The sequence below is a fragment of the Pseudomonas frederiksbergensis genome, assembly GCF_035751725.1.
Lineage (GTDB): Bacteria > Pseudomonadota > Gammaproteobacteria > Pseudomonadales > Pseudomonadaceae > Aquipseudomonas > Aquipseudomonas frederiksbergensis_A.
The window spans coordinates 1,128,368-1,151,312 of record NZ_CP142104.1 but is presented as its reverse complement, the minus strand read 5'-3'; the positions used below and the strand labels follow the sequence as shown (position 1 = coordinate 1,151,312).

The following is a 22,945-nucleotide window of genomic DNA, read 5'->3' as shown; positions in this document are numbered from 1 at the left end:
TTCAGCTTCTTGCACAAGGAATGCGCCATGCCCGTTGCGTTGATCACCGGATGTTCCAGCGGCATCGGCCGCGCCCTCGCCGATGCTTTCAAGGCCGCCGGCTACCAGGTATGGGCAAGCGCGCGCAAAACCGAGGACGTGGCGCAGCTAAGCGCCGCAGGTTTCACGGCGGTGCAACTGGACGTCAACGATGGCCAAGCGTTGGAGCAACTGAGCGAACGGATCAACCAGCAACACGGCGGCCTCGATGTGTTGGTCAACAACGCTGGCTACGGGGCCATGGGCCCGCTGCTGGACGGCGGCGTGCAAGCGATGCAGCGTCAGTTCGAAACCAACGTGTTCGCCATCGTCGGCGTGACGCGCGCATTCTTCCCGGTGTTGCGCCGGGCCCGGGGATTGGTGGTAAACATCGGCAGTGTTTCCGGCGTGCTGGTCACGCCGTTCGCCGGCGCCTATTGCGCCTCGAAGGCGGCGGTGCATGCCCTGAGCGACGCACTGCGCATGGAACTGGCACCGTTCGGTATTCGCGTCATGGAAGTCCAGCCTGGCGCGATTGCTTCAAGCTTTGCCAAGAACGCCGGGCATGAAGCCGAACAGCTCATCAGCGAACAATCGCCGTGGTGGCCGTTGCGCGATGGCATCCGCGCCAGGGCCAGGGCCTCCCAGGACAATCCGACCCCGGCCCATGAGTTCGCCGCCGGGTTGCTGAAGGCCGCACGACAACCCAAGCCCCCCCGCCTGCTTCGCCTGGGCAACGGCAGCCGGGCCTTGCCCTTGATCGCGACATGGCTGCCCTCCGGTTTGCTACAGAAGGGGTTGATGAAGCGGTTCGGGTTGAAAGGTTCTCTTTGATCGCACCGCAGTCTGCCAACGCCAGCCAGCTCCCCCTGCGCAATGAGACCTGCTGGCGAGTCGTTCAAATTGGCGACCTGTACGGCCACCAGGCATGCACCAAGGCCTCGGTAGCCTGGGTTGAAGCTTGTACCGCCTCAGCGGCCTGGACGAATTTTATGATCAGCCATGCCCGGCGCAATTGATCCGAATTGAGCTCGATGTCCGTGGCGCCCCAGGGCACCTCCCCTACCGGCTCCAGAGGGGGTTGCGCCTGGGGAGGATGGGCCAGGCTGTCCATAAGTTCCCGGGGCCATTGAGAGGTATCCAGCCCTCCATCATAGGCATCGCTCAGGCTTTCGATAATGGGATCCCACTTGCTCTCGAAAGCCCGCCAGATGGGGGACATTTCCTTGAGATAGGGTGCCCAGGAGAGCGTCTCGAATTGCGGCTCTCCTTCCGTGAGGTCCTTCAACAAGTGGCTGACGAAAAGCGCCTCGGTCGCCTGGGCGTTGAACACCTGGGGGCTCCATCCCTCATTGATGGCCTGCAGACCAGCCCAGATTCGATAGTGCTGAAACATGAACCGAGAAAAATTGTTCAGCATGGGTTGCGCCAGGTCCAGGCAGAAATAGCGGAATAATTGCAGGTGCACCTCCAGCTCATCCAGGGTAAATGTCCGATGGCGCACGCTGGGTTCCAGGCGTGAGAAAATACGCGACTGCAGCGCCTTGAAGCGCTCATCCAGATCGGTGACCCGCTGGCGCATGAACGCCATGGAACCGTCCAGATTGAAAAGGCGCTCGGCGGCTCTTACGCCGCGGCTGTTCGGCTCGGAGGCATTGATTGCAACATCCTGCGCCCCACCAAGACGAGCCATCTCGTTGCTGAGCCAGTCGAGGAATCTCGCATTGGCGGGGTTTTCGCGAAGCTGTTCGAATGCACTGCGCAGCCTCTCGTTCGCGACCCAGAGGTCACGGCTATATCCAAAGTCATACTTCGCCGCTCGCAGCCTGGCGATCTGGCTCACCGGTAGAGGGTTGTCGTACAGGTTCACACCCAACAACCGGCGATCCGCCTCGTTACGGGGCAACACCGATAGCATGGATTCCACTTGGGTAATGGCGTTGCCCTGCAAGATCACATAGAGCGCACGGCAGGGCGTGCGCTGCCACAGCTCAATGACCGTTGCAGGGATTTCCCTGAGTTTGGCTTGGCTCAGATCCAGGAATGCCAGCTCAGTCAATCCGGACAGACTCGGCAAATCGGTCAGCCGATTGCCGCTCAGGTCCAGTCCGACCAGACGATCCAGATGGCCAAGAAACGCATTGTTCTGCTCATCCAAGACCAACCGGCTATCGCTCAGGCTGAGAAACTCCAATTGCCTCAGCCGACCGATGGCGTGCAGCAGCTCGGTGCCGAACCAGAGGTTATTCTTCCACACCAGATGTCTGAGCCGCGGCAACACCGCCAGCGCCTCGATCGCCAAGGCGGCGCGTTGAACCTGCGCAGCCTCCGGACCACTGGACACCCCCGAGAGCTCGATCCATTCGAGTGTGGCGCTGGGTGTTTGGGCAAGCAGGGGCGCAAACACCTGATCGTCGAAAACAAGGGGGTTTTCATTCATCAGGAGAAACCGCAACCGAGTCATGCCGGCAATAGCGGAAGGACAACGTGGGAGGCGATTATGAGCCAGCGAGAGCTCGAGGAGCGCGGGAAAGTGACTCAAGAAATCCGAAGGATCTTCGCTTAACCCCAGCCCCTTGAGCGAGACCGCTTCGACATGACTGAAATCAGCTGTCAGCCTCGGCAGCTTCCCTATTGGGCAAGACTCCACCGCCAAACCCAGCACGGTGCGTTGCCGGGTGGGAAAACGAATTTCACGGCGCCAACTGCGGCGCACCGCCCTGCCAACTCTCTTGCGCAAAGCCGTCCTGACGGCCGGATCATCATGTTCCACAACATGGAGCTTGTCCTGGTCTTGCTCCCAGGTTTCCAGGCTTTCGTCGAGCGCTTTCCACTCGGCTTCTTTTTCGCTGATCAGCTCGGCCAGGCGTTTGCCCGTTTGCTCGCTGCGTGCCTGGAGTTCGGTCATCACCTGGGCGCAGATCGTCGCGTCTGGATAGAGCGCCTGAAGGCGAGATTGCAAGGTCGCCCTGCGCTGCCACGATCCCCGTCCTCGCCCGCTCATCGGGTAGCCCAGGTGCCCGCCCACCCGTTCCGGGGAACGTAAGTTGTCAAGTCGCGATGGGCGAATACCCAATGCCGAGCGCAGTTGCTCGCGATGTCCCAAGGCATGCTCCAGCAGACGGCTGCGCAGCTTGTCCTGTTGCCAAATGTCCAGGCCCAGCCTGCGGCGTGCCGAGTCAGGCAGGGCCCGTAGCAAGGCATCTTCCAGGCTTGTGGGCGGGCCGAGTCCGTTCCCCGTCTCGTCCAAAGGCTCGTAGCGACCGTCATGGCGGCGAATCGTCTTCAGCGGTCCGGTTTCGCCAGCGTCCAAAGGGTCGGCAAAATTGCCGTCGAGCTGCAATTGCACACGTACCGGCTCTGCCAGCCCTATCAACTCGGACGCGAACAGCCTCATGACCAACCGATCCCGGTCATTGCCGGAAACACCGGCCTTGAGCGCCTCCAGTGCACGCGCTACACGTAGTTCACGCAGCACTTCAACCGTTCGTTGGGCAAGGCTCTGCGGTACGCGACCGCTGCTCAGGCCATGTTGTTCTTCGACGGTCATACCCGACAGCAGGGCATCCGCCACCGGCTCCGGCAAGTTCGGAAAGGCGCGGCGCAGGAGCGCGGCGTACGGATGCCGCGCAGCAAGATTGGCGAAGTTATCGATCAAACGGTAACCGGAGCGCTCCAGCCTGTCAGCCAACAGGTTGGCGAGACGGCGATGGGTAATGGCAGGGGCTTCCCAGGGGGTTTCAGGGCCCAGCAAAGCGCTCTTTTCGCGGGCGTCGAATTGCCAAAGCAAGCGTTCCTGCCATTGACCGGTGCTGAATGCGTTACCGTCGAGATGCAACTCGGGGCCTTCCCCGGCAATAAGAAAAGAGGCACGTTCATCCATGTAGCGAAACGCACGACGGGCCGGCCAACCGGGCAACTCCGTCAGCAACTGGGCAACGCCCAGGGGCACGCTCTGCAAGGGTTGATTGGCACGCAGCCGGGCCATCGCTACCGATATTTGCGCGCGGGCTGAAAGACGCCGGGCCATGTAGGGCAACAGTTCCGGCAGTGGCTCGCCGTTCACGGCCAGGTAGCGCAGGCGATCATCGCTGATGCCCAACAATTGTTGAGCATCGTTCAGGCTGACTTTTGACAACGCTTGCAGTCGAGGGTCGATTTCCTGCAGCAAGCGTGCGCCTTGCATGCCCAGGGGATCTCGATGCATCCAGCGCCACCCTGTCGCTCGGCGCCACTCCAGGGCTGGAGCTACGCCACGGTAATCGGGGGCAAGCCTGAGACGCAGGTCACGCTCTTGACCGGTTACCTCGTAGAAGCGTCCATCTATTTTCACCCAGGCATCATCCGCAGCGCGCCACACGCCATAGGGGTCGACAGTCGCATGGGCGGGCGGCGAACGCAGGCTGGCGAACGCCTCGGTGCGACCGTGCCAAAGCCGCTGATGCCCCTCGATCGTGACCACCGGGCTCATTTCATCAAGCAGATGATTGGCTCCGAACGCACCTACCCCGAACGTCGCGGCGCTCATCGCGGCGCTGAAAAGATGCTGGATCGCTTCCAGCCGTTCTCCAAGGTTCAACGCGTGGGCGCCTTCATACACATCCAGGATGAATTGCCCCATTCCCAGCGCAACCCCTGCCCAGGCCAGCGGCTCGACGCCTGGCAGGAACATGCTGATGCCGCTGAAAAATTGCAGTCCGGCACCCAACCACATCCAGGTTTCTCCAATCAGCACGTCTCGATCAATATCAGCCACCGAGCGGGCCTGGCTCGATGCGCTGCTCAGCACAACGCTGCGCCACTCACGGTACAAGCCTTGCCAGAAGTCCCCACGTAGTCCATGGCCCTTGACCAGGTTCCTTTCCCCCTTGCGCAACAGTTCCACCAGGGCTGGGTCGCTCCAGCTTCTATGGGGCAGGGGCAGGAGTCGGGAAAAGAATGCCGCATAGCGAAGATCTCCCAGACGCTCGGACAGATCATCCTGGAACGCTACCGAGCTGGGATATTGCTTGATGGGCGAGACGGGGTCGTCAGGTATGTGGACCACGATCGGTACCAGTTGCCCCGCGCGTTGGGGTTCGCTCCAAAAGACACGCACCCCCGGCAGGATGACGCGGTGCTCCGCCCGCCACCGATCGCTCAGTTCCAGGCCGCTGGCGACCGCTGTTCGCAGCGGTTGCAGGACAACGGAGACGTCGAGCTGCACGCCAAACGCCGCCAGGATGCGTTCGCCCGTGACGTCCAGCAGTCCCTGCATGCGGGCTTGCTGGGCGTCGTGTCGCAACTGGTTTTTTTTGTATTTTATGTAAGTCGCCGCGATGGTTGGCAGGGAGGCCGCATCGTGGGAAAGCTGGGGGAGCTGGCGCCGCAATTCGTGGGCGTAGGCGGCTCCAGTATCCAGATCGCGACAGAGCTTGGCGAAGTCATGCATCTGCACAAGAGACGCGCTGGCATCCTCAGGATAAAGTTTGAATCGACTGCCCCGGAAAAAAGCCTGGGCCTGCGTATCGGAGGAGGTGAAATTGATCAGCGCATATTCCAGCAGCGAGCGCTTTTCAGGTGCACGCGGTGTACACACCGGCGTCGAGGTACCTCCCCCAGGTATGGGGTAAGTTGCACAGTCATCCCGAAAATACCTGATCAGTTCAGAACGCTCCACGTCGACGGTCGCGCCGAAAAGACGATCCAGATGCAACTGCATGCGTGACAGCGAAAAGTCGCGCAGGGACGGGATACTGTCTATCGCTTGGCTGAAGCGATGCCCGGCCTCGGCAAGGTCAAGGGCGGCCTGCTGCAGTTTCGCCTGTTCGGCCTGGTCGGCATCAAGCAACCACTTGGGCAACTGGCGGCGTATGAAATGGTGATGAGTCAGCTGGGTCATCGAGAGTTTCCTTCAGTCGAAGACACCAGCTTGGACGGGCCAGGGACAGGCCGGGTGGTACATATTTACTACAACCGAGGGGGGCTCAGCGCACGACGGGCGGGTCGACCACCACGGTGCAGGTCATCCCTGCCGCCAGCAGCACACCGTCCGGCACTTCGTCGAGATGGATGCGCACCGGCACGCGCTGGGCCAGGCGTACCCAGTTGAACGTGGGGTTCACGTCGGCGATCAACTCGCGGCTCTCGGGGTTGTCGCGGTCATAGATCCCCCGGGAAATACTTTCCACGTGGCCCTTGAGCACCTCACCGCTCATCAGTTGCAACTGTGCCGAATCACCCACCCGCACCTTGGGTAGCTTGGTTTCTTCGAAGAAGCCATAGACCCAGAACGAGTTCATATCCACCACGGCCATTTTCGCCTCGCCGATGCGCGCGTAGTCGCCACGGTGCACGTTGAGGTTGGTCACGTAGCCATCCACCGCCGCGCGAACCTCGGTACGGGCAAGGTTCAGTTCAGCCGCCTCCAGTTGCGCCTGGGCCTGCTGGTAGTCGGCCAGGGCCGAGTCAGCGATGTTGCTGGCGTCGTCGCGGTTCTCCCGGGAGATCACCAGGCTGTCGAGGTCAGCGCGCCGGTGGGCATTGACCTTGCGCATCTCCCAAGTGGCCTTGCGCGACGCCACCAGAGAGCGCGCCTGTTTCACTGCGATGCGGTAGTGCTCGGCGTCGATGCGCATCAGCAAGTCGCCCTTTTTCACCAACTGGTTGTCGCGCACCGGCACCTCGATCACCTCGCCACTGACATCGGCGGCGACATTGATGATGTCGGCCCGCACCCGGCCATCACGGGTCCAGGGCGTGTTCATGTAATGCACCCATAGCGTACGGCCAATCCACAGCGCCAGGGCCAGCACCAACAACGTCGCCAGCAGGCTGAAAAACTTCTTCATCGCATCGATCTCAACGGTAGACCGTCAGCGCCAGCGCGCCGAACAGACAGGTAAACAGGCTCAGGCGCAGCAGCGCCGGGTGCCAGAAAAAACGGTACAGGTCCAACCCCGACAGGAAACGATCCAACGCCCAGGCCAGGCCGGCGGCGACGAAGAACATCAGGGTCATGGTGGGCATGTAAACGCCGTGGAAGGCGATCTCACGGGGCATGTTCAGGTTCCTGGGGCGGCGCGGCCTGCGGCATGGCATAGCTGGCCAAGGGTGATTGCGGATCCAGCAAAGAGGTGCGAATGAAGTGCAGGTAGCTTTTCACCCGGCGCAGGGCCGAGGTGTCGAAGTGCGGGGCGAAGGGTTCGTCGGTGGCTTGCACGCGGCCAATGGCGTGGTCCACCGCCACCAGCGCACGTTCCAGGTTGTTTTGGCCGGGCTGGCGGAACAGCCGCACCAGCGCCCGCCCCATCACCCGGATCGCCTGGCGCCAAGGCTGGCTTTCGGCGTAGGCAGGATGTACCGGCAGCGTCGCCTGCTCCTTGCGCAACTCAATGATGGCGTGGCCGATTTCCAGTACCACGAACATCCAGCGCAGCAAATCCCGTTGCACCCGAGGCTGCCCCGCCGCCAACCCGTAGGCCTGATGCAGCAAGTCGCGGGTACGGCTTTCGAAACCCGATGCCAGCCCCTTGAGCTTACCGCTGATGGCAAACACCACCTGTTCGCGCAGGTCCTGTTCGAGCCGGCGCCACAGCCAGCGGCTGTTGGGCGGCAGGATGATTGCCCCAGCGGCGGCGCACACCAGCATGCCGAGGATCATCGCGAGGTAATCGTTGATGAAGGTGTACGGGTTGTAGACCGTCGGGTTGTTCGGCACCGAGCCGGTGCAGAAAAAGATCAGCAACCCCAGCCCCACGCCGGTGTATTGCGGGCGTGAACTGAGGAATGAGCCCAGCATGATTACCGGCGCCAACATCACGCAGAGCAACGGGAAACCGTCAATCAATGGAAAGACGAAAAACATCTCGACGAAGCCGACCAACGCCCCGAACAACGTGCCGCAGGCCATCTGGAACGCCATGCGCTTGGGGTTCGGCGTAGCGGCGGACAGCCCGACGGTGGCAGCGGCGATCATTGTCATGGTCGCGCCGCTCGGCCAGGCCGTGGCGACCCAATAGCTGCCCAGCACCAGCAGGATGAACGCGGCGCGAAAACCGGACGCGGCTGCGGCTAGGCCGTTGGTCTGCGACACGAACGGCTCATCCCAGCGTTCACGTTCGTGACGATGGTCGGCCAGGGAAGCATGGGTCTGGGCGTAGCCATGCAGGTCTTCGACAAAGCGATACAACAACTCATAAGCGGTGTGGAAATCCAGTTGCTGCGCGTCACTGGGATCCGTCTCCTGGAACTGCGCGCGCAACCGGCGCACCTGGGCCGGCAAATCGGCTTTGTAGGCTGCGAGCGCCGCCGCCAGGCGCCCCGCGTCGGCATCGGTCAGGGCCCGTGCGCTAAAGCCATCGAGCAGTTCGGCCAGGCTTTGCAGTCCAGGTTTCATGGCGCTGACCACCGCGTCCGCCGTGCCGTTGCGCAATCGTTCGAGCAATTGGTGCAAGGCGTTGAATCGAGTGGTGATGCCCATGAACTCGCTGTTCAAGCGACTGAGCCGCCCATTGCGCCGGCGCATGTGCGGGTCTTCGAACACGGTCACGCTGCGCAGGCTTTCCAGCCCCACCGCCTCGGCAATGAAACCCACATTGCGCGCCTCGAAGGCCTCGGGTTGGCTGCGCCCGCGCAAACCGTCGGTGACGAACAAGGCGAACACGCCAAAGCGCTGGTAAAGCGCATTGCGCATGGCAGCGCTCGCGGTCTGCGGCAGGATCGCGGCGCTGACCGCGGTGGAACAGAGAATCCCCAGGGCAATCTCCACCACCCGCCACACAGCCGCCATGAAGGCCCCTTCCGGATGGGCCAGTGCCGGCAGGCCGATCATCGCCGCGGTGTAGCCGGCCAGCACGAAACCATAGGCCCGAAAGTTGCGATAACGCGCCGCGCCCGCCGAACAGATGCCGACCCAGATCGCCAGGCAGCCGAGGAACAGCTCGGTTTCCTGGGCGAACAGGGCAATCAACGCAACCATCACGGCCGAGCCGGCCAAGGTGCCGAGCAAGCGATAGAAACTCTTGGCGAAGACCTGCCCGCTCTGGGGCTGCATGACAATGAACACGGTAATCATCGCCGTGCGCGGCTGCGGCAGTTCCAGGCGCATCGCCAGCCACAACGTCAGGAACGCCGCCAGCAAGACCTTGAAGATGTAGACCCAGGTCACGCCATCGCTGCGGGCCCAATCGTAGAGTCCACGGCGCCATTCGAGGCGATGGAGTCGAAGTACAGACGTCAAGAACGGCATGCTCAGCATCGTGGCGAGGGAGCTTGCTCCCGCTTGGGTGTGCAGCATCGACCTGAAGGGACTGCTGTGCAGTCCGACGGGAGCAGGCTCCCTGGCCACGAGATATCGCGTGCCAAAGGCATGTCGCTACCCGCCTCGAGCCCGCCACCCAACGCCGTCACCAGATCGGCATGGGCACTCAAGCGCGCCGCCTCGACCTGCCGTTGCACCTGTTGTTGCTTGAACAACAGGCTCTGGGCGTTCAGTACGCTGAGGTAGTCCGTCAGGCCACGCTGGAACGCCACCAGCGCTATGTCATAGGTGCGCTGGGCGGCGGCCACCGATTCGGCGGCGAAGACCTGTTGCTTGTCCATCGACTCGCGGCGGATCAACTGGTCGGAGATGTGCTTGAGCGCGTTCACCAAGGTCTGGTTGTAATGCGCCACGGCGATATCGTAACCGGCAGCCGCCTCGCCCAATTGCGAACGCAGGCGGCCGCCGTCGAAGATCGGCAGCGAGATCGCCGGGCCGACGTTGTAGGTGAGCTTCTTGCCGGTCAGGAACTCCAGCGCCCCACCGCCGGTGGCCATGTAGCCCAGGCTGCCCACCAGATCGACGTTGGGATAAAAACCCGCTCGGGCGACATCGATGCCGCGGGCCTGGGCCGCCACCCGCCAACGTCCGGCAACTACATCCGGGCGCTGGCCGAGCAGTTCGGCGGGCAGCGTGGAAGGCAACTTCAGGGGGGCGCCCAAGGCCAGGGTGGGACGTCGCAGGCCCGCGCCGTCGCCCGGTCCCTTGCCCGCCAGCGCGGCCAACTGGTTGCGGCTCAGTGCGATGGCTTCATCGAGGGCGTCGAGTTGACGGTGGGTTTCGGGCAGCGGTGCCTGGGCCTGGCTGACTTCCAAGTGCGTGCCGATGCCACCGTCCAGGCGCTTGCGGGCGAGTTCGAGGATCTGCTCCTGCTGACCTAGCGTCGCAGCGACGATATCGCGCTGGGCGTAGTGCAGCGAAAACTGGATATAGGCGCGCACGATGTTGTTCTGCAACTCCAACTGCGCCTGGCGCGCCTCGGCGACGCTGACATGGGCCAGGTCGACGGCTTGCTCACTGGCATTGCGCTCACGCCCCCAGATGTCCAAGGCGTAGCTCAAGCCCAGGGCGGCGTTGTTGTCCCACGTGGTGGTATCGGCCAACTCGCCGGGGCCATAGAACTGATCGGTGGGCCAGTTGTGGCGCTTGAGGGTCGACTCGCCATTGATCTGCAGCGACTCGGCCGCTTCGGCGACACCGGCCATTGCCCTGGCCTGCCGGACCCGGGCAGCGGCGATGGCCAGGCTTGGGCTGTCGTGCCCGGCCAAGTCGATCCAGCGATCCAATTGCGGGTCGCCATAGGCTTTCCACCATTGCCGGGTGGGCCAATGGGCGTCGCGTGCCGCCTCGCGAATCGCGTCGTCGGTCGCCAATTGGTTGGGCGACAGTGCCTTGCCTTGCGGGGCAATCCCTCCCGTGCCGATGCAACCGCTGATGGTCAACGTCAAAACCCAAACACTGAGAGTCTTCAGCTCTCTGCTGATGCAACGCGGCACTGGCGCAATATTCCTGAAAGATAAGACGACGGTCTGCGGATAACTGCAAAACCTATGGGAGCGAGCCAGCTCGCGAAGGCGTCCGGGCAGGCACATCCAGAGCGAATGTGAAGCCACGTCGCGAGCAGGCTCGCTTCCACAGGTATCCAGGACTGGCGGCAATTCTAGGGACCGCCCCCAACGGCGATAAGCCGACCTTTGTGCGAATCTTTGTTACCGTAAACGCGATAATCCATAAGTCGGGGTCCCGTCACGCTGTAACTTCATGTCACAATTTGACACCTCCCAAGAGAGCCCTCCATGGACACTTTGCAAAACATGCGTGCGTTCAGCTGTGTTGCCGAAGCCGGCAGCTTCACCGCCGCCGCCGCGCAACTCGACACCACCACGGCCAACGTCTCGCGTGCGGTTTCCAACCTGGAAGCCCATCTGCAAACACGCTTGCTCAACCGCACCACCCGACGCATCGCCCTGACCGAGGCGGGCAAGCGTTACTTGCTGCGTTGCGAGCAGATCCTGGCATACGTCGAAGAAGCGGAAGCCGAGGCCAGCGACGCCCATGCGCGCCCGGCCGGGCAGTTGAAGGTGCACACGATGACCGGTATCGGCCAGCATTTCGTGATCGATGCCATCGCCCGGTACCGCAAGACTCATCCGGACGTGACCTTCGACCTGACCCTGGCCAACCGGGTGCCGGACATCCTCGATGAGGGCTACGACGTTTCCATCGTGCTCGCCAGCGAATTGCCGGATTCAGGCTTCGTTTCCCAGCGCCTGGGAATCACCTACAGCATCGTTTGTGCATCGCCCGCCTACGTGAAGGCCAGCGGTTGCCCGCAAAAACCCGCCGACCTGCTCAACCACGCCTGCCTGCGCCTGGTCAGCCCGGTCATTCCGCTGGAAAAATGGGTGTTCGACGGCCCCGAAGGCCAGGAGATGGTCACCATCAACAGCTCGCCGTTCCTGGTCAATTCCGCCGACGCCATGAAGACCGCCATCATCAGCGGCATGGGCGTGGGGGTATTGCCGGTGTATGCGGCCATCGAGGGGCTGCGCAACGGCACGCTGGTGCGGGTCATGCCCAACTACCGCTCCCAGGAATTGAACCTGTACGCCATCTACCCGTCGCGCCAGTACCTGGATGCGAAGATCAAGACGTGGGTCGAGTACCTGCGAGGTTCACTGCCGGAAATCCTGGCGGCGCACCAGGCCGAACTGACGGCCTATGAACTGAGTGGAAGCCTGACGGGAGCACGGGTCGCGAACTGAATCCGCGCCCCCGCACCGAGGGAGATCTCAGCGCTTGCCCATCGAACGACGGGTGCCGGGAGGCGCCGCGCCCGGGGTCTTGGTGTGGCCGTTTTTCGCGCCGTTCTTGTACCAGGGCTGCTGCCCAACACCCTTGGCGGCTGCCAGTTCGCCGGGTTTGAACGGGAACTTGAAGGCCGGGATCGCAGGCTTATCATCGGCGTTGGAAACATCGCTGTCCGTCTGGGCAGACAGTTCGCCTTGCAAGCGTTCGTCCGCGGGCGATGGTATCGGGGAAGTCATGTAAGGCTCCGAGCGGTATGCCGGGCTCGGTAAGTGAGCCGCGAAACGCAGCAGTATACCTGCCCGAAATCGCGGTGCACGGGGCAGATTCGATTGTGAAGTTCCGTCTGACGGAAAGTCGGGACGAAACTGACAGCCCTGACAGCTAGCCGTCACCTTCCTGACCGCCTCGCAACGCTATATAAGACAGATAGAATTCCCACCGTCCCGAACCGGCTCCTCGCATCCATGCACATTCAGAAAAAAACCGTCCTGCTCGTCGCGCTGTTGGTCGTCCTGGGGGCGCTGGTCCTGTGGTTTTCGATGAAGCCTGCCGCCACCAAGCCCAGTGCTGCCGGCGCCGTACCGGTCAAGGTCGTGAGCGTGGTCGAAAAGGACGTGCCGCGCTTTGCCAGCGGGATCGGCACGGTACTGTCGCTGCACAGCGTGGTGATCCGCCCGCAGGTCGACGGCATCCTGACCAAGCTGACGGTCAAGGAAGGACAGTTGGTCAAGAAAGGCGACCTGCTGGCAACCATCGACGACCGCTCCATCCGCGCCAGCCTCGACCAGGCCCGCGCCCAACTCGGCGAAAGCCAGGCACAACTGGCGGTGGCCCAGGTCAACCTCAAGCGCTACAAAGCACTCAGCGTCGATGACGGCGTATCCAAGCAGACCTACGACCAGCAACAGGCGCTGGTCAACCAGCTCAAGGCCACCGCCCAGGGTAACCAGGCGGCCATCGATTCGGCACAGGTGCAACTGTCCTACACCCAGATCCGCTCTCCAGTGACGGGCCGTGTCGGCATTCGCAACGTGGATGAAGGCAATTTCCTGCGCACCAGCGACGCCGAAGGGCTGTTCACCGTGACCCAGATTGATCCGATCGCCGTGGAGTTTTCCCTGCCGCAACAAATGTTGCCGACGCTGCAGCGATTGATCGCCGCTCCGGACCAGGCGTTGGTCAAGGCGTACATCGGGGCCGACGGGGCCACCGGGGAGTTGCTCGGCGAAGGACGACTCAGCCTCATCGACAACCAGGTCAATACCAGCACCGGAACCCTGCGGGCCAAGGCCCAATTCAACAACGCCGCACAACGGTTGTGGCCGGGGCAGTTGGTCACGCTGAAGATCCAGACCGCCATCGACAAGGCCGCGCTGGTGGTCCCGCCGACTGTCGTCCAGCGCGGCCTGGAGCAACCTTTCGTCTATCGAGTCGTGGGCGACAAGGTGGAAAGCGTGCCGGTGGAAATGGTTTACCAGGACAGCGACCAGCACATCATCAGAGGCGTGAACGCCGGTGACCAACTGGTAAGCGACGGCCAGTCACGGCTCAAGCCTGGCACCAGCATCCAGGTGCTCGGCGACCCGCCCGCCGTGGCCAAGGCCGGGCAGGCGCAGCCATGAAGGGGCGTGGCTGGATATCGGCGTGGTGCATCGACCACCCCATCGCCACGGTCCTTTTGACCTTCGCCCTGGTGCTGCTGGGGTTGATCGCCTTCCCCCGCTTGCCTGTCGCGCCTTTGCCAGAAGCAGAATTCCCGACCATCCAGGTCAACGCGCAGTTGCCCGGTGCCAGTCCCGAGACCATGGCTTCGTCGGTGGCGACACCGCTGGAAGTGCAGTTCAGCGCCATTCCCGGCATTACCCAGATGACTTCCAGCAGCGCGCTGGGCTCGACCAACCTGACCCTACAGTTCAGTCTCGACAAAAGCATCGACACCGCCGCCCAGGAAGTCCAGGCGGCGATCAACACCGCCGCCGGCAAGCTGCCCAACGACATGCCGAACCTGCCGACCTGGCGCAAGGTCAACCCGGCGGACAGCCCGGTGCTGATCCTGAGCATCAGCTCCGACATGATGCCCGGCACCGAACTGAGCGACTACGTCGAGAACCTGCTCGCCCGCCAGATCAGCCAGATCGATGGCGTCGGGCAGATCTATATCACCGGCCAGCAACGCCCGGCGATCCGGGTCCAGGCTTCCGCCGACCGGCTCGCGGCGATTGGCCTGACCCTGGCCGATATTCGCCTGTCGCTCCAGCAGGCCAGCCTCAACCTGGCCAAGGGCGCCCTGTACGGGGAGTCGAGCATTTCCACGCTGTCCACCAACGATCAGTTGTTCAAGCCAGAGGAATACGGTGAGCTGATCGTGGCCTACCGGGACGGGGCGCCGGTTCATCTCAAGGACATCGCCAAGGTCGTCAACGGTTCGGAAAACGCCTACGTCCAGGCCTGGTCCGACGATCAGCCGGGGGTCAACCTGGTGATTTTCCGCCAACCGGGCGCGAACATCGTCGAGACCGTCGATCGCATCCAGGCGGCGCTGCCCACCCTGGAGGCCATGCTCCCCGCCGCGGTGCAGGTCAAGGTGATGATCGATCGCACCCAGACCATCCGCGCCTCGTTGCATGAAGTGGAGATCACCCTGCTGATCGCGGTGCTGCTGGTAGTGGCGGTGATGGCGCTGTTCCTGCGCCAGCTCTCGGCGACCCTGATTGTCTCGGCGGTACTCGGGGTGTCGTTGATCGCCAGTTTCGCCCTGATGTACGTGATGGGTTTCAGCCTCAACAACCTGACCCTGGTGGCGATCGTCATCTCGGTGGGGTTCGTGGTGGACGACGCCATCGTCGTGGTGGAGAACATCCACCGGCACCTGGAAGCCGGCGAAGGCATGCGCGAGGCGGCAATCAAGGGCGCCGGGGAGATTGGCTTCACCGTGGTGTCCATCAGCTTCTCGCTGGTGGCGGCGTTCATCCCGCTCCTGTTCATGGGCGGCGTGGTCGGGCGCCTGTTCAAGGAGTTTGCGTTGACAGCCACCTCGACCATCCTGATCTCGGTGGTGGTGTCCTTGACCCTGGCGCCGACCCTGGCCGCCTTGTTCATGCGTGCCCCGACGCACCATGCCCACGCGGGGCCGGGTTTCGGCGAGCGCTTGCTGGGCTGGTACGAACGGGGCCTGCTTCGGGCCCTCGCCCATCAGAAGTTGATGATCGGCGTGTTCGGCCTGACCTTGGCGCTCGCCGTGGTGGGCTACGTGTTCATACCCAAGGGGTTCTTCCCGGTACAGGACACCGGCCTGGTGCTCGGCACCAGCGAAGCCGCCGCCGACGTGTCGTTCCCGGACATGGTGGCCAAGCACAAGGCCCTGGCCGAAATCGTCGCCGCCGACCCGGCGGTGCAAACCTTCTCCCACTCCGTCGGCGTCTCGGGCAACAACCAGACCATCGCCAACGGTCGCTTCTGGATATCTCTCAAGCCTCGGGGCGAGCGCGACGTATCGGCCAGCGGCTTCATCGATCGGATCCGCCCCAAGTTGCTGAAGATTCCCGGCGTCGTGCTGTACCTGCGGGCCGGGCAAGACATCAACCTCAGTTCCGGCCCCAGCCGCGCCCAGTACCAGTACGTGCTCAAAAGCAACGATGGACCGACCCTCAACGCCTGGACGCAAAAGCTCACTGACAAGTTGCGCAGTATTGCGGCGTTCCGTGACATCTCCAACGACCTGCAACTGGGCGGCAGCATCACCCACATCAACATCGATCGCAGCGCAGCAGCGCGCTTCGGCCTCACCGCCACGGACGTCGACCAGGCGCTGTACGACGCGTTCGGCCAGCGCCAGATCAACGAATTCCAGACCGAGACCAACCAGTACAACGTGATTCTCGAACTCGACACCCAGCAACGTGGCAAGGCCGAGAGCCTGGCGTATTTCTACTTGCGCTCGCCCTTGAGCGGGGAAATGGTGCCGCTCTCGGCCCTGGCCCGCTTCGACGCCCCCACCAACGGCCCGTTGTCGATCGCCCATGACGGCATGTTCCCGGCCGCCAACCTGTCGTTCAACCTGGCGCCGGGCGTGGCGCTGGGGGATGCGGTGCGCCTGCTCGACCAGGCGAAGAACGAAATCGGCATGCCTGCGGCGATCACCGGCACCTTCCAGGGCGCGGCCCAGGCCTTCCAGAGTTCACTGAAAAGCCAGCCGTGGCTGATCCTCGCCGCGCTAGTGGCGGTGTATATCATCCTCGGCGTTCTCTACGAGAGTTTCGTGCATCCGCTGACCATCATTTCCACCCTGCCCTCGGCCGGCCTAGGCGCGTTGATCATGCTGTGGCTGCTGGGCCAGGACTTCTCGATCATGGCGCTGATCGGCCTGGTACTGCTGATCGGTATCGTCAAGAAGAACGGAATCCTGATGATCGACTTCGCCATCGACGCCCAGCGAAACGGCGGGATGACGCCACAGGACGCGATTTTCCAGGCTTGTATGACGCGGTTTCGTCCCATCATCATGACCACCCTTGCCGCCCTGCTCGGTGCGCTGCCCCTGATGCTCGGCTATGGCGCCGGCGCGGAGCTGCGCCAGCCGCTGGGCATCGCTGTGGTCGGAGGCCTGCTCGTCAGCCAAGCGCTGACATTGTTCACCACACCGGTCATATACTTGTGGCTCGAACGACTGTTCCATCGACCCGCCCACCGGCACGGCCCTGCGCCGGCGACGCTGGCGAATGCAGACTGAGGCCGGGCCATGCGCGTTCTGATCATCGAAGACGAAGAAAAAACCGCGGACTACCTGCACCGCGGCCTGACCGAACAGGGTTATACCGTGGACGTGGCGCCGGACGGCGTCGAAGGGCTGCACCTGGCCCTGGAGAGCGATTACGCGGTGATCGTGCTCGACGTCATGCTGCCGGGCCTGGACGGTTTTGGCGTGCTGCGTGCCCTGCGCGCCCGCAAGCAGACACCGGTCATCATGCTCACCGCCCGCGAACGGGTCGAAGACCGTATCAAGGGCCTGCGCGACGGTGCCGACGACTACCTGGGCAAACCGTTTTCCTTCCTCGAACTGGTCGCCCGCCTGCAAGCGTTGACCCGCCGCAGCGGCGGCCACGAACCGGTGCAGGTGAGCATCGCCGACCTGTGGATCGACCTGATCAGCCGCAAGGCCACGCGGGCCGGGCAGCGCCTGGACCTGACCGCCAAGGAATTTTCGCTGCTCAGCGTCCTGGCCCGCCGCCAGGGCGAAATCCTGTCGAAGACCGCCATCGCCGAAATGGTCTGGGACATCAACTTCGACAGCGACGCCAACGTGGTCGAAGTCGCGATCAAACGCCTGCGGGCCAAGCTGGACGGCCCCTTCGACCATAAGCTTCTGCACACCATCCGAGGAATGGGATACGTGCTGGAGAATCGAGGTGAGTAACAGCATCGCGCTGCGCCTGAGCGGCATGTTCACGCTGGTGGCGGCACTGGTGTTCCTGCTGATTGGCGGTGCCCTGTACCAGCAACTCGACAGAGGCCTTGGCCTGTTGCCGGAAGCGGAGCTCGACGCCCGCTACAGCGTGCTCGAATCCACCGTGGGCCGTTATGGCACGCCCGAGCACTGGGCGAAGATCAATAACAAGCTGCGGTTGCTGGGCGAGGAAGACAAGCGGATCCATTTCTGGATCGTCAGCGGCGACCCGCGCTTTGAATATGGCAACCCCGACCCTAGGATTCGCGCCGTCGCCCAGGGCCCCTTGGGCAAGCACGACCTGACCTTGCCCGACCGGCGCTATCCAATGAAGGTGCTGGTGAGCCAGTTCCCCGCCAAGGAGCAACGCCCTCCCCTGCGCTTCATGATCGGCATCGATACCGAGACGTTCTACCAGACTCAACACCGTCTGCTGGTGGCGCTGGTGAGCCTGGCCTGCGTCGGTGTGCTGCTGGCCTCGTTGCTGGGTTACTGGGTGGCGCGCATCGGGCTCAAGCCGCTCATCAAGTTATCGGACGAAGCCCAACGCCTGGCGCCACCCCGCCTTTCCGGGCGGTTGCGATTGTCCCCGTTGCCACCGGAACTCGGCCAGTTCGTCAGCTCGTTCAATGCCACCCTCGACCGGGTCGAACAGGCTTACTCCCGGCTCGAATCGTTCAACGCCGACGTTGCCCATGAACTGCGTTCGCCGCTGACCAACCTGATCGGCCAGACCCAAGTGGCGCTGACCCGGGGCCGCTCGGCAGAGCATTACTTCGAAGTGCTGCAATCGAACCTCGAAGAGTTGGAACGCTTGCGCTCCATCATCAACGACATGTTGTTCCTGGCCAGCGCCGACCAGGGCAGCAAGGCCACCAAGCTGACCACGACTTCCCTGGCCGACGAAGTGGCAACCACCCTAGATTACCTGGACTTCATCCTGGAAGACGCCCAGGTCCAGGTTCGCGTCAGCGGCGATGCCCAGGCCACTATTGAAATTGCCCACCTTCGCCGGGCCTTGATCAACCTGCTCAGCAATGCCGTGCAGCACACTGCACCCGGCCAACAAATCGATGTACACATCGAAGCCATCGGCGAGCAGATCACCCTCGCCGTCACCAACCCCGGCACGCCTATCGACCGCGAACATCTGCCGCGCCTGTTCGAACGTTTCTATCGCGTCGATGCTTCGCGCAGCAACAGCGGCGCCAACCATGGGCTGGGCCTGGCCATCGTCAAGGCGATTGCGCTGATGCACGGCGGCGATGTTTTCGTGCACAGCGACCGAGGCGCAAACACCTTCGGAATCCGTCTGCCGGCTTGAAATAAGCCACGATGTGGATTGCTCAATTTCAGTGTCCCAAGCACAATCTTGCAAAAGGCCAGCATTGTTTGATGCCAGTCATCCGCAGTTGTGGATGCGCAGCCTATGGGAAGGATCCCAGCCATATGACAATGCAGATCGGAACCATGAACGCGAGCAGTGCAACTCCCGGCAATACCCCGCTTCCAATACGCTCGGAACGGGTACTCGTCTTGGCCAGCTCGCTGGCTGTGATTGCCATCCTGAGTATCGTGACGTTCCTGCTGATCCGTGAACACGCCAGTGCCGAGCAGGCTGCAACGCGTGCGGCAAGCAACATCGTGCAACTGATCGACGCCGATGTGCTGCGCAATGTCGAACTGTATGACTTGTCATTGCAAGGCCTTATGGCCGCCGCAAAGCGCGACGACCTGAAGGACGTATCGCCGGCGATCCGTCATCTCGCCTTGTTTGACCGCGCCACCGCCGCGCCTTACAAAGGCGACATACTGCTGCTCGACAAGCGCGGTGACGTGATTGCCGATTCCGCCTCGGCCCAGCCGCGCAAAGGCAATTACGCCGAGCGGGAGTACTTCAAATCCCATCTGCAAGACCCGTCCCCGGGCATGATGATCAGCCGCCCTTTCCGCGCCCGGAGTGAACCGCACGACTGGCGCATCAGCTTCAGTTATCGCTTGAACGACGAGCATGGCGAGTTCATCGGCGTGGCCGAGGCCGCGATGCGGCTGAATTACTTCAACCAACTGTTCAAGAGCCTGAACATCGGTCGCGGCGGAACGGTCAACCTGGTCAGCCGCGACGGCATCCTGCTGGCACAAGAACCGCCGCTGGCGGAGGACATGATCGGCAAGGATTTCAGCAACCGGCCAAATTTCGTACGCATCCTGCGCGAAGGTGATGGGAGTTTCACCGGCACCTCCAGCGTAGACCAGACACAACGCCTGTATACCTTTTCCCAGGTTGGTAACCTGCCGTTGATCGTGGTGGTCGCGCTTTCTTCGCAAGAGGTCTTCGCCTCCTGGCAACGTACGGCACTTCTGGTCAGCGGCGCCACTGGTGCGCTGTGCATCAGCCTGCTCTGGCTCACTTGGCTGCTGCGCCGGGAATTGAAACGCCGCCGTAGCGCCGAGCGGGAGCTGGCTCAATTGGCGTCCGTCGATCCGCTGACCGGCCTCGCCAATCGTCGGACCCTGGACCATACGCTGCATTTGGAATGGCTACGCGCCCAGCGCTCCGGGCAACCGCTGTCGGTCCTGATGATCGACGCGGATCATTTCAAGGCGCTCAATGATCGCCTCGGCCATCAACGGGGTGACGAGGCGTTGCGAAGCCTGGCTCAGTTGATTGGCGAGCATGTTCGTCGACCCGCCGACCTGGCGGCGCGCTACGGTGGCGAAGAGTTCTCGGTGGTATTGCCGGAAACCACGACGGCAGGTGCGTTCACGATGGCGCAGAACATTCGCGAAGCCGTGGAACAGATACCTGGCGAGATGCCTATGACCGTCAGCATCGGCATCGCCACTTGGGCCCAGGGGCCCTACAACGAACTCGAGGAATTGCTGTTCGCCGCCGACAAGGCCCTTTACCAGGCCAAGGTCAGCGGGCGTAATCGGGTCGTCTGCGCGATGTGAAGCAAGCTCCTGTCTGTGGCATGAAGCTCTTGCCATTCCTTAAAATCAAGCATAAAAAAGGGCCACCCGAAGGCAGCCCTTAAAAAACTAGAGAGGTTTTTTGCTTACACGGCCGCGACAGGACGCATGTAAGAGATTGGTGCGGTGCTGGCGTCTTCGAAAGTCACGACTTCCCAAGCATCTTTCTGCTCAATCAACTTGCGCAGCAGCTGGTTGTTCAGTGCGTGGCCGGACTTGAAGCCCTTGAACTCACCAATCAGGCTATTGCCCAGCAAGTAGAGGTCACCGATTGCATCGAGGATCTTGTGCTTGACGAATTCGTCTTCATAACGAAGGCCGTCTTCGTTCAACACGCCATCGGAATCGACCACGATCGCGTTTTCAACACTGCCGCCGAGTGCGAGGTTGTGCTTGCGCAGGTACTCGATGTCACTCATGAAACCAAAGGTGCGGGCGCGACTGACTTCTTTTACGAACGAAGTGCTGGAAAAGTCCACGCTTGCACTCTGTGTGCGGTCACGGAAAACCGGGTGATCGAAATCGATCTCGAAGCTCACCTTGAAACCATCGAAAGGGACGAAAGTGGCGCGCTTGTCGCCGTCTTCCACTGTCACTTCCCGCAGGATGCGGATGAACTTCTTGGCCGCGTCCTGCTCTTCCAGGCCAGCCGATTGAATCAGGAATACGAAGGGTCCGGCACTGCCATCCATGATCGGGACTTCGGACGCGGAGAGCTCGACGTAGGCGTTATCGATGCCCAGGCCAGCCATGGCCGAGAGCAAATGCTCCACCGTGTCCACTTTGACGTCACCGTTGACCAGCGTGGTCGACATAGTGGTTTCACCAACGTTTTCCGCGCGAGCAGGAATCTGCACCACAGGGTCGAGGTCGGCACGACAAAACACGATGCCGGTGTCGACAGGCGCTGGCTTGAGGGTCAGGTAGACCTTCTCGCCGGAGTGCAGGCCGACACCTGTGGCACGGATAATATTCTTCAGGGTGCGTTGTTTAATCATGGCATGGGCCGCTTCAGCGCAAATTGCGAACTGGTATCAACAAAGGCTGGCGATGATAGCAGACCAGACCTTTGCTGAACACCAATCACCCGTATACCCCTGATACATTCCATCAATCGGCCTGACGACGCAGGAATGCCGGGATGTCCAGGTAATCCAGATCGTCATGCGGATTCATCTTCGCGGCAGTCGCAGCACCGGCCTGGGCCTGGTTGCGCATGACGGTCGGACGGTCCAGGTCACGGTAGTTGACCGCAGGCGCTTCCTGACGAGCGGCAGCCGGCTGCTGTGGCTGCGAAGCCATGGCAGTCTGCACGGTGTTGTCGATTACCTTCATCGGCTTCTCGATTTTCGCGCCCAGGCCAGTGGCAACCACGGTCACGTGCAGTTCGTCACGCATGTCCGGATCGATCACGGTACCGACCTTGACCATCGCGTGGTCGGAGGCGAACGCTTCGATGATGCTACCCACGTCGGAGTACTCGCCCAGGGACAAGTCCGGACCGGCGGTAATGTTCACCAGGATGCCGCGGGCGCCCTGCAGGTTCACATCTTCCAGCAGCGGGTTGCGAATGGCCGCCTCGGTGGCTTCGCGTGCACGATTCGGACCGCTGGCGCAGCCAGTGCCCATCATCGCCATGCCCATCTCGGACATCACGGTGCGCACGTCGGCGAAGTCGACGTTGATCATGCCTGGACGCTTGATGATGTCGGAGATACCGCGAACGGCACCGGCCAACACGTCATCGGCCTTGGCGAAAGCCGACAGCAGGCTTGCGTCTTTTCCAAGGATGGTCAGCAGCTTCTCGTTGGGGATGGTGATCAACGAGTCGACGCTTTCGCTCAGCGCGCGGATGCCTTCATCGGCGATCTGCATGCGCTTGCGGCCTTCGAACGGGAACGGACGGGTCACCACCGCAACGGTGAGGATGCCCATTTCCTTGGCCACTTCGGCAATGATCGGCGCTGCACCGGTACCGGTACCGCCGCCCATGCCCGTGGTGATGAACACCATGTTGGTGCCAGCCAGGACTTCAGCGATGCGCTCGCGATCTTCCAGGGCAGCCTGACGGCCGACCTCGGGATTCGCGCCGGCACCCAGGCCCTTGGTCACGCCGGTACCCAGTTGAAGGATGGTCCGCGCGCCGATGTTTTTCAGCGCTTGAGCATCGGTGTTGGCGCAGATGAATTCGACGCCTTCGATGTTGCTCTTGACCATGTGGTTGACAGCGTTGCCGCCGCCACCGCCGACACCGATTACCTTGATAACCGGGCTAGCGGGGATGTTGTCTACGAGTTCGAACATGTTCCCTCTCCTTACATTCTCTAGTTTTTTTTCGCCTACTGCGTTTGCTGCGTCTTCCCGCGCCAAGCCTGAAACTTGCCGCTTGAAGCTTTGAA

General features: G+C 62.2%; 15 protein-coding genes. 7 read left to right on the top strand and 8 right to left on the bottom strand.

What is annotated here, in order from left to right; all coding sequences use genetic code 11:
- Nucleotides 1-27 precede the first annotated feature (27 nt).
- The gene (locus tag VQ575_RS05060) at nt 28-852 is read left to right on the top strand and encodes an SDR family oxidoreductase (protein ID WP_198725711.1); all 825 of its coding nucleotides are present in this window, start codon (nt 28-30) and stop codon (nt 850-852) included.
- Nucleotides 853-916: 64 nt separating this feature from the next.
- Here VQ575_RS05060 and VQ575_RS05055 read toward each other — a convergent pair whose 3' ends face one another.
- The 5 genes from VQ575_RS05055 to VQ575_RS05035 form a co-directional block, all read right to left on the bottom strand.
- Nucleotides 917-5,899, bottom strand: a complete 4,983-nt coding sequence (locus VQ575_RS05055; RefSeq protein ID WP_325919188.1) for a leucine-rich repeat domain-containing protein — start codon at nt 5,897-5,899, stop codon at nt 917-919.
- Nucleotides 5,900-5,984: 85 nt separating this feature from the next.
- Nucleotides 5,985-6,848 carry an efflux RND transporter periplasmic adaptor subunit gene (locus VQ575_RS05050; RefSeq protein WP_039591537.1) on the bottom strand — a complete coding sequence of 288 codons (864 nt, stop codon included), beginning with the start codon at nt 6,846-6,848 and terminating at the stop codon, nt 5,985-5,987.
- A 10-nt stretch (nt 6,849-6,858) separates the two neighbouring features.
- Complete coding sequence (locus VQ575_RS05045; protein ID WP_039591538.1) at nt 6,859-7,059, bottom strand: DUF1656 domain-containing protein; 201 nt, start codon at nt 7,057-7,059, stop codon at nt 6,859-6,861.
- Nucleotides 7,049-9,247: an FUSC family protein gene (locus tag VQ575_RS05040; RefSeq protein WP_325919186.1), complete on the bottom strand. Its 2,199-nt coding sequence runs from the start codon at nt 9,245-9,247 to the stop codon at nt 7,049-7,051. The genes VQ575_RS05045 and VQ575_RS05040 overlap by 11 nt, the downstream gene beginning before the upstream one ends.
- A 2-nt stretch (nt 9,248-9,249) precedes the next feature.
- The gene (locus tag VQ575_RS05035; protein WP_045156832.1) at nt 9,250-10,815 is read right to left on the bottom strand and encodes an efflux transporter outer membrane subunit; all 1,566 of its coding nucleotides are present in this window, start codon (nt 10,813-10,815) and stop codon (nt 9,250-9,252) included.
- Between the two features lie 300 nt (nt 10,816-11,115).
- Here VQ575_RS05035 and VQ575_RS05030 point away from each other — a divergent pair, with 300 nt between their 5' ends.
- A complete protein-coding gene (locus VQ575_RS05030; RefSeq protein ID WP_045156833.1) occupies nt 11,116-12,084 on the top strand; it encodes a LysR family transcriptional regulator in 969 nt (322 codons plus the stop codon).
- 27 nt (nt 12,085-12,111) lie between these two features.
- Here the strand turns inward: VQ575_RS05030 and VQ575_RS05025 are convergent, their stop codons facing one another.
- Entirely contained in the window at nt 12,112-12,366 is a 255-nt protein-coding gene (locus VQ575_RS05025) for a hypothetical protein (protein WP_039591541.1), read from the bottom strand.
- A 228-nt stretch (nt 12,367-12,594) separates the two neighbouring features.
- Here VQ575_RS05025 and VQ575_RS05020 point away from each other — a divergent pair, with 228 nt between their 5' ends.
- The 5 genes from VQ575_RS05020 to VQ575_RS05000 all read left to right on the top strand — a co-directional run bounded on the left by VQ575_RS05020 (nt 12,595) and on the right by VQ575_RS05000 (nt 20,528).
- Entirely contained in the window at nt 12,595-13,752 is a 1,158-nt protein-coding gene (locus VQ575_RS05020) for an efflux RND transporter periplasmic adaptor subunit (RefSeq protein WP_198725717.1), read from the top strand.
- Nucleotides 13,749-16,859: a multidrug efflux RND transporter permease subunit gene (locus VQ575_RS05015; RefSeq protein ID WP_325919184.1), complete on the top strand. Its 3,111-nt coding sequence runs from the start codon at nt 13,749-13,751 to the stop codon at nt 16,857-16,859. Before VQ575_RS05020 ends, VQ575_RS05015 begins: the two co-directional genes overlap by 4 nt.
- Nucleotides 16,860-16,868: 9 nt before the next feature.
- On the top strand, nt 16,869-17,543 hold the full coding sequence (locus VQ575_RS05010; RefSeq protein ID WP_039591544.1) for a heavy metal response regulator transcription factor: 675 nt from the start codon (nt 16,869-16,871) through the stop codon (nt 17,541-17,543).
- On the top strand, nt 17,530-18,897 hold the full coding sequence (locus VQ575_RS05005) for a heavy metal sensor histidine kinase (protein WP_039591545.1): 1,368 nt from the start codon (nt 17,530-17,532) through the stop codon (nt 18,895-18,897). The genes VQ575_RS05010 and VQ575_RS05005 overlap by 14 nt, the downstream gene beginning before the upstream one ends.
- A 146-nt stretch (nt 18,898-19,043) precedes the next feature.
- Nucleotides 19,044-20,528 (top strand): GGDEF domain-containing protein, encoded by a 1,485-nt coding sequence (locus VQ575_RS05000; RefSeq protein WP_198725749.1) that lies wholly within the window; start codon nt 19,044-19,046, stop codon nt 20,526-20,528.
- Between the two features lie 104 nt (nt 20,529-20,632).
- Here VQ575_RS05000 and lpxC read toward each other — a convergent pair whose 3' ends face one another.
- On the bottom strand, nt 20,633-21,544 hold the full coding sequence (gene lpxC / locus VQ575_RS04995) for a UDP-3-O-acyl-N-acetylglucosamine deacetylase (protein ID WP_011063304.1): 912 nt from the start codon (nt 21,542-21,544) through the stop codon (nt 20,633-20,635).
- Between the two features lie 112 nt (nt 21,545-21,656).
- Entirely contained in the window at nt 21,657-22,850 is a 1,194-nt protein-coding gene (gene ftsZ / locus VQ575_RS04990; RefSeq protein ID WP_325919183.1) for a cell division protein FtsZ, read from the bottom strand.
- Nucleotides 22,851-22,945 lie beyond the last annotated feature (95 nt).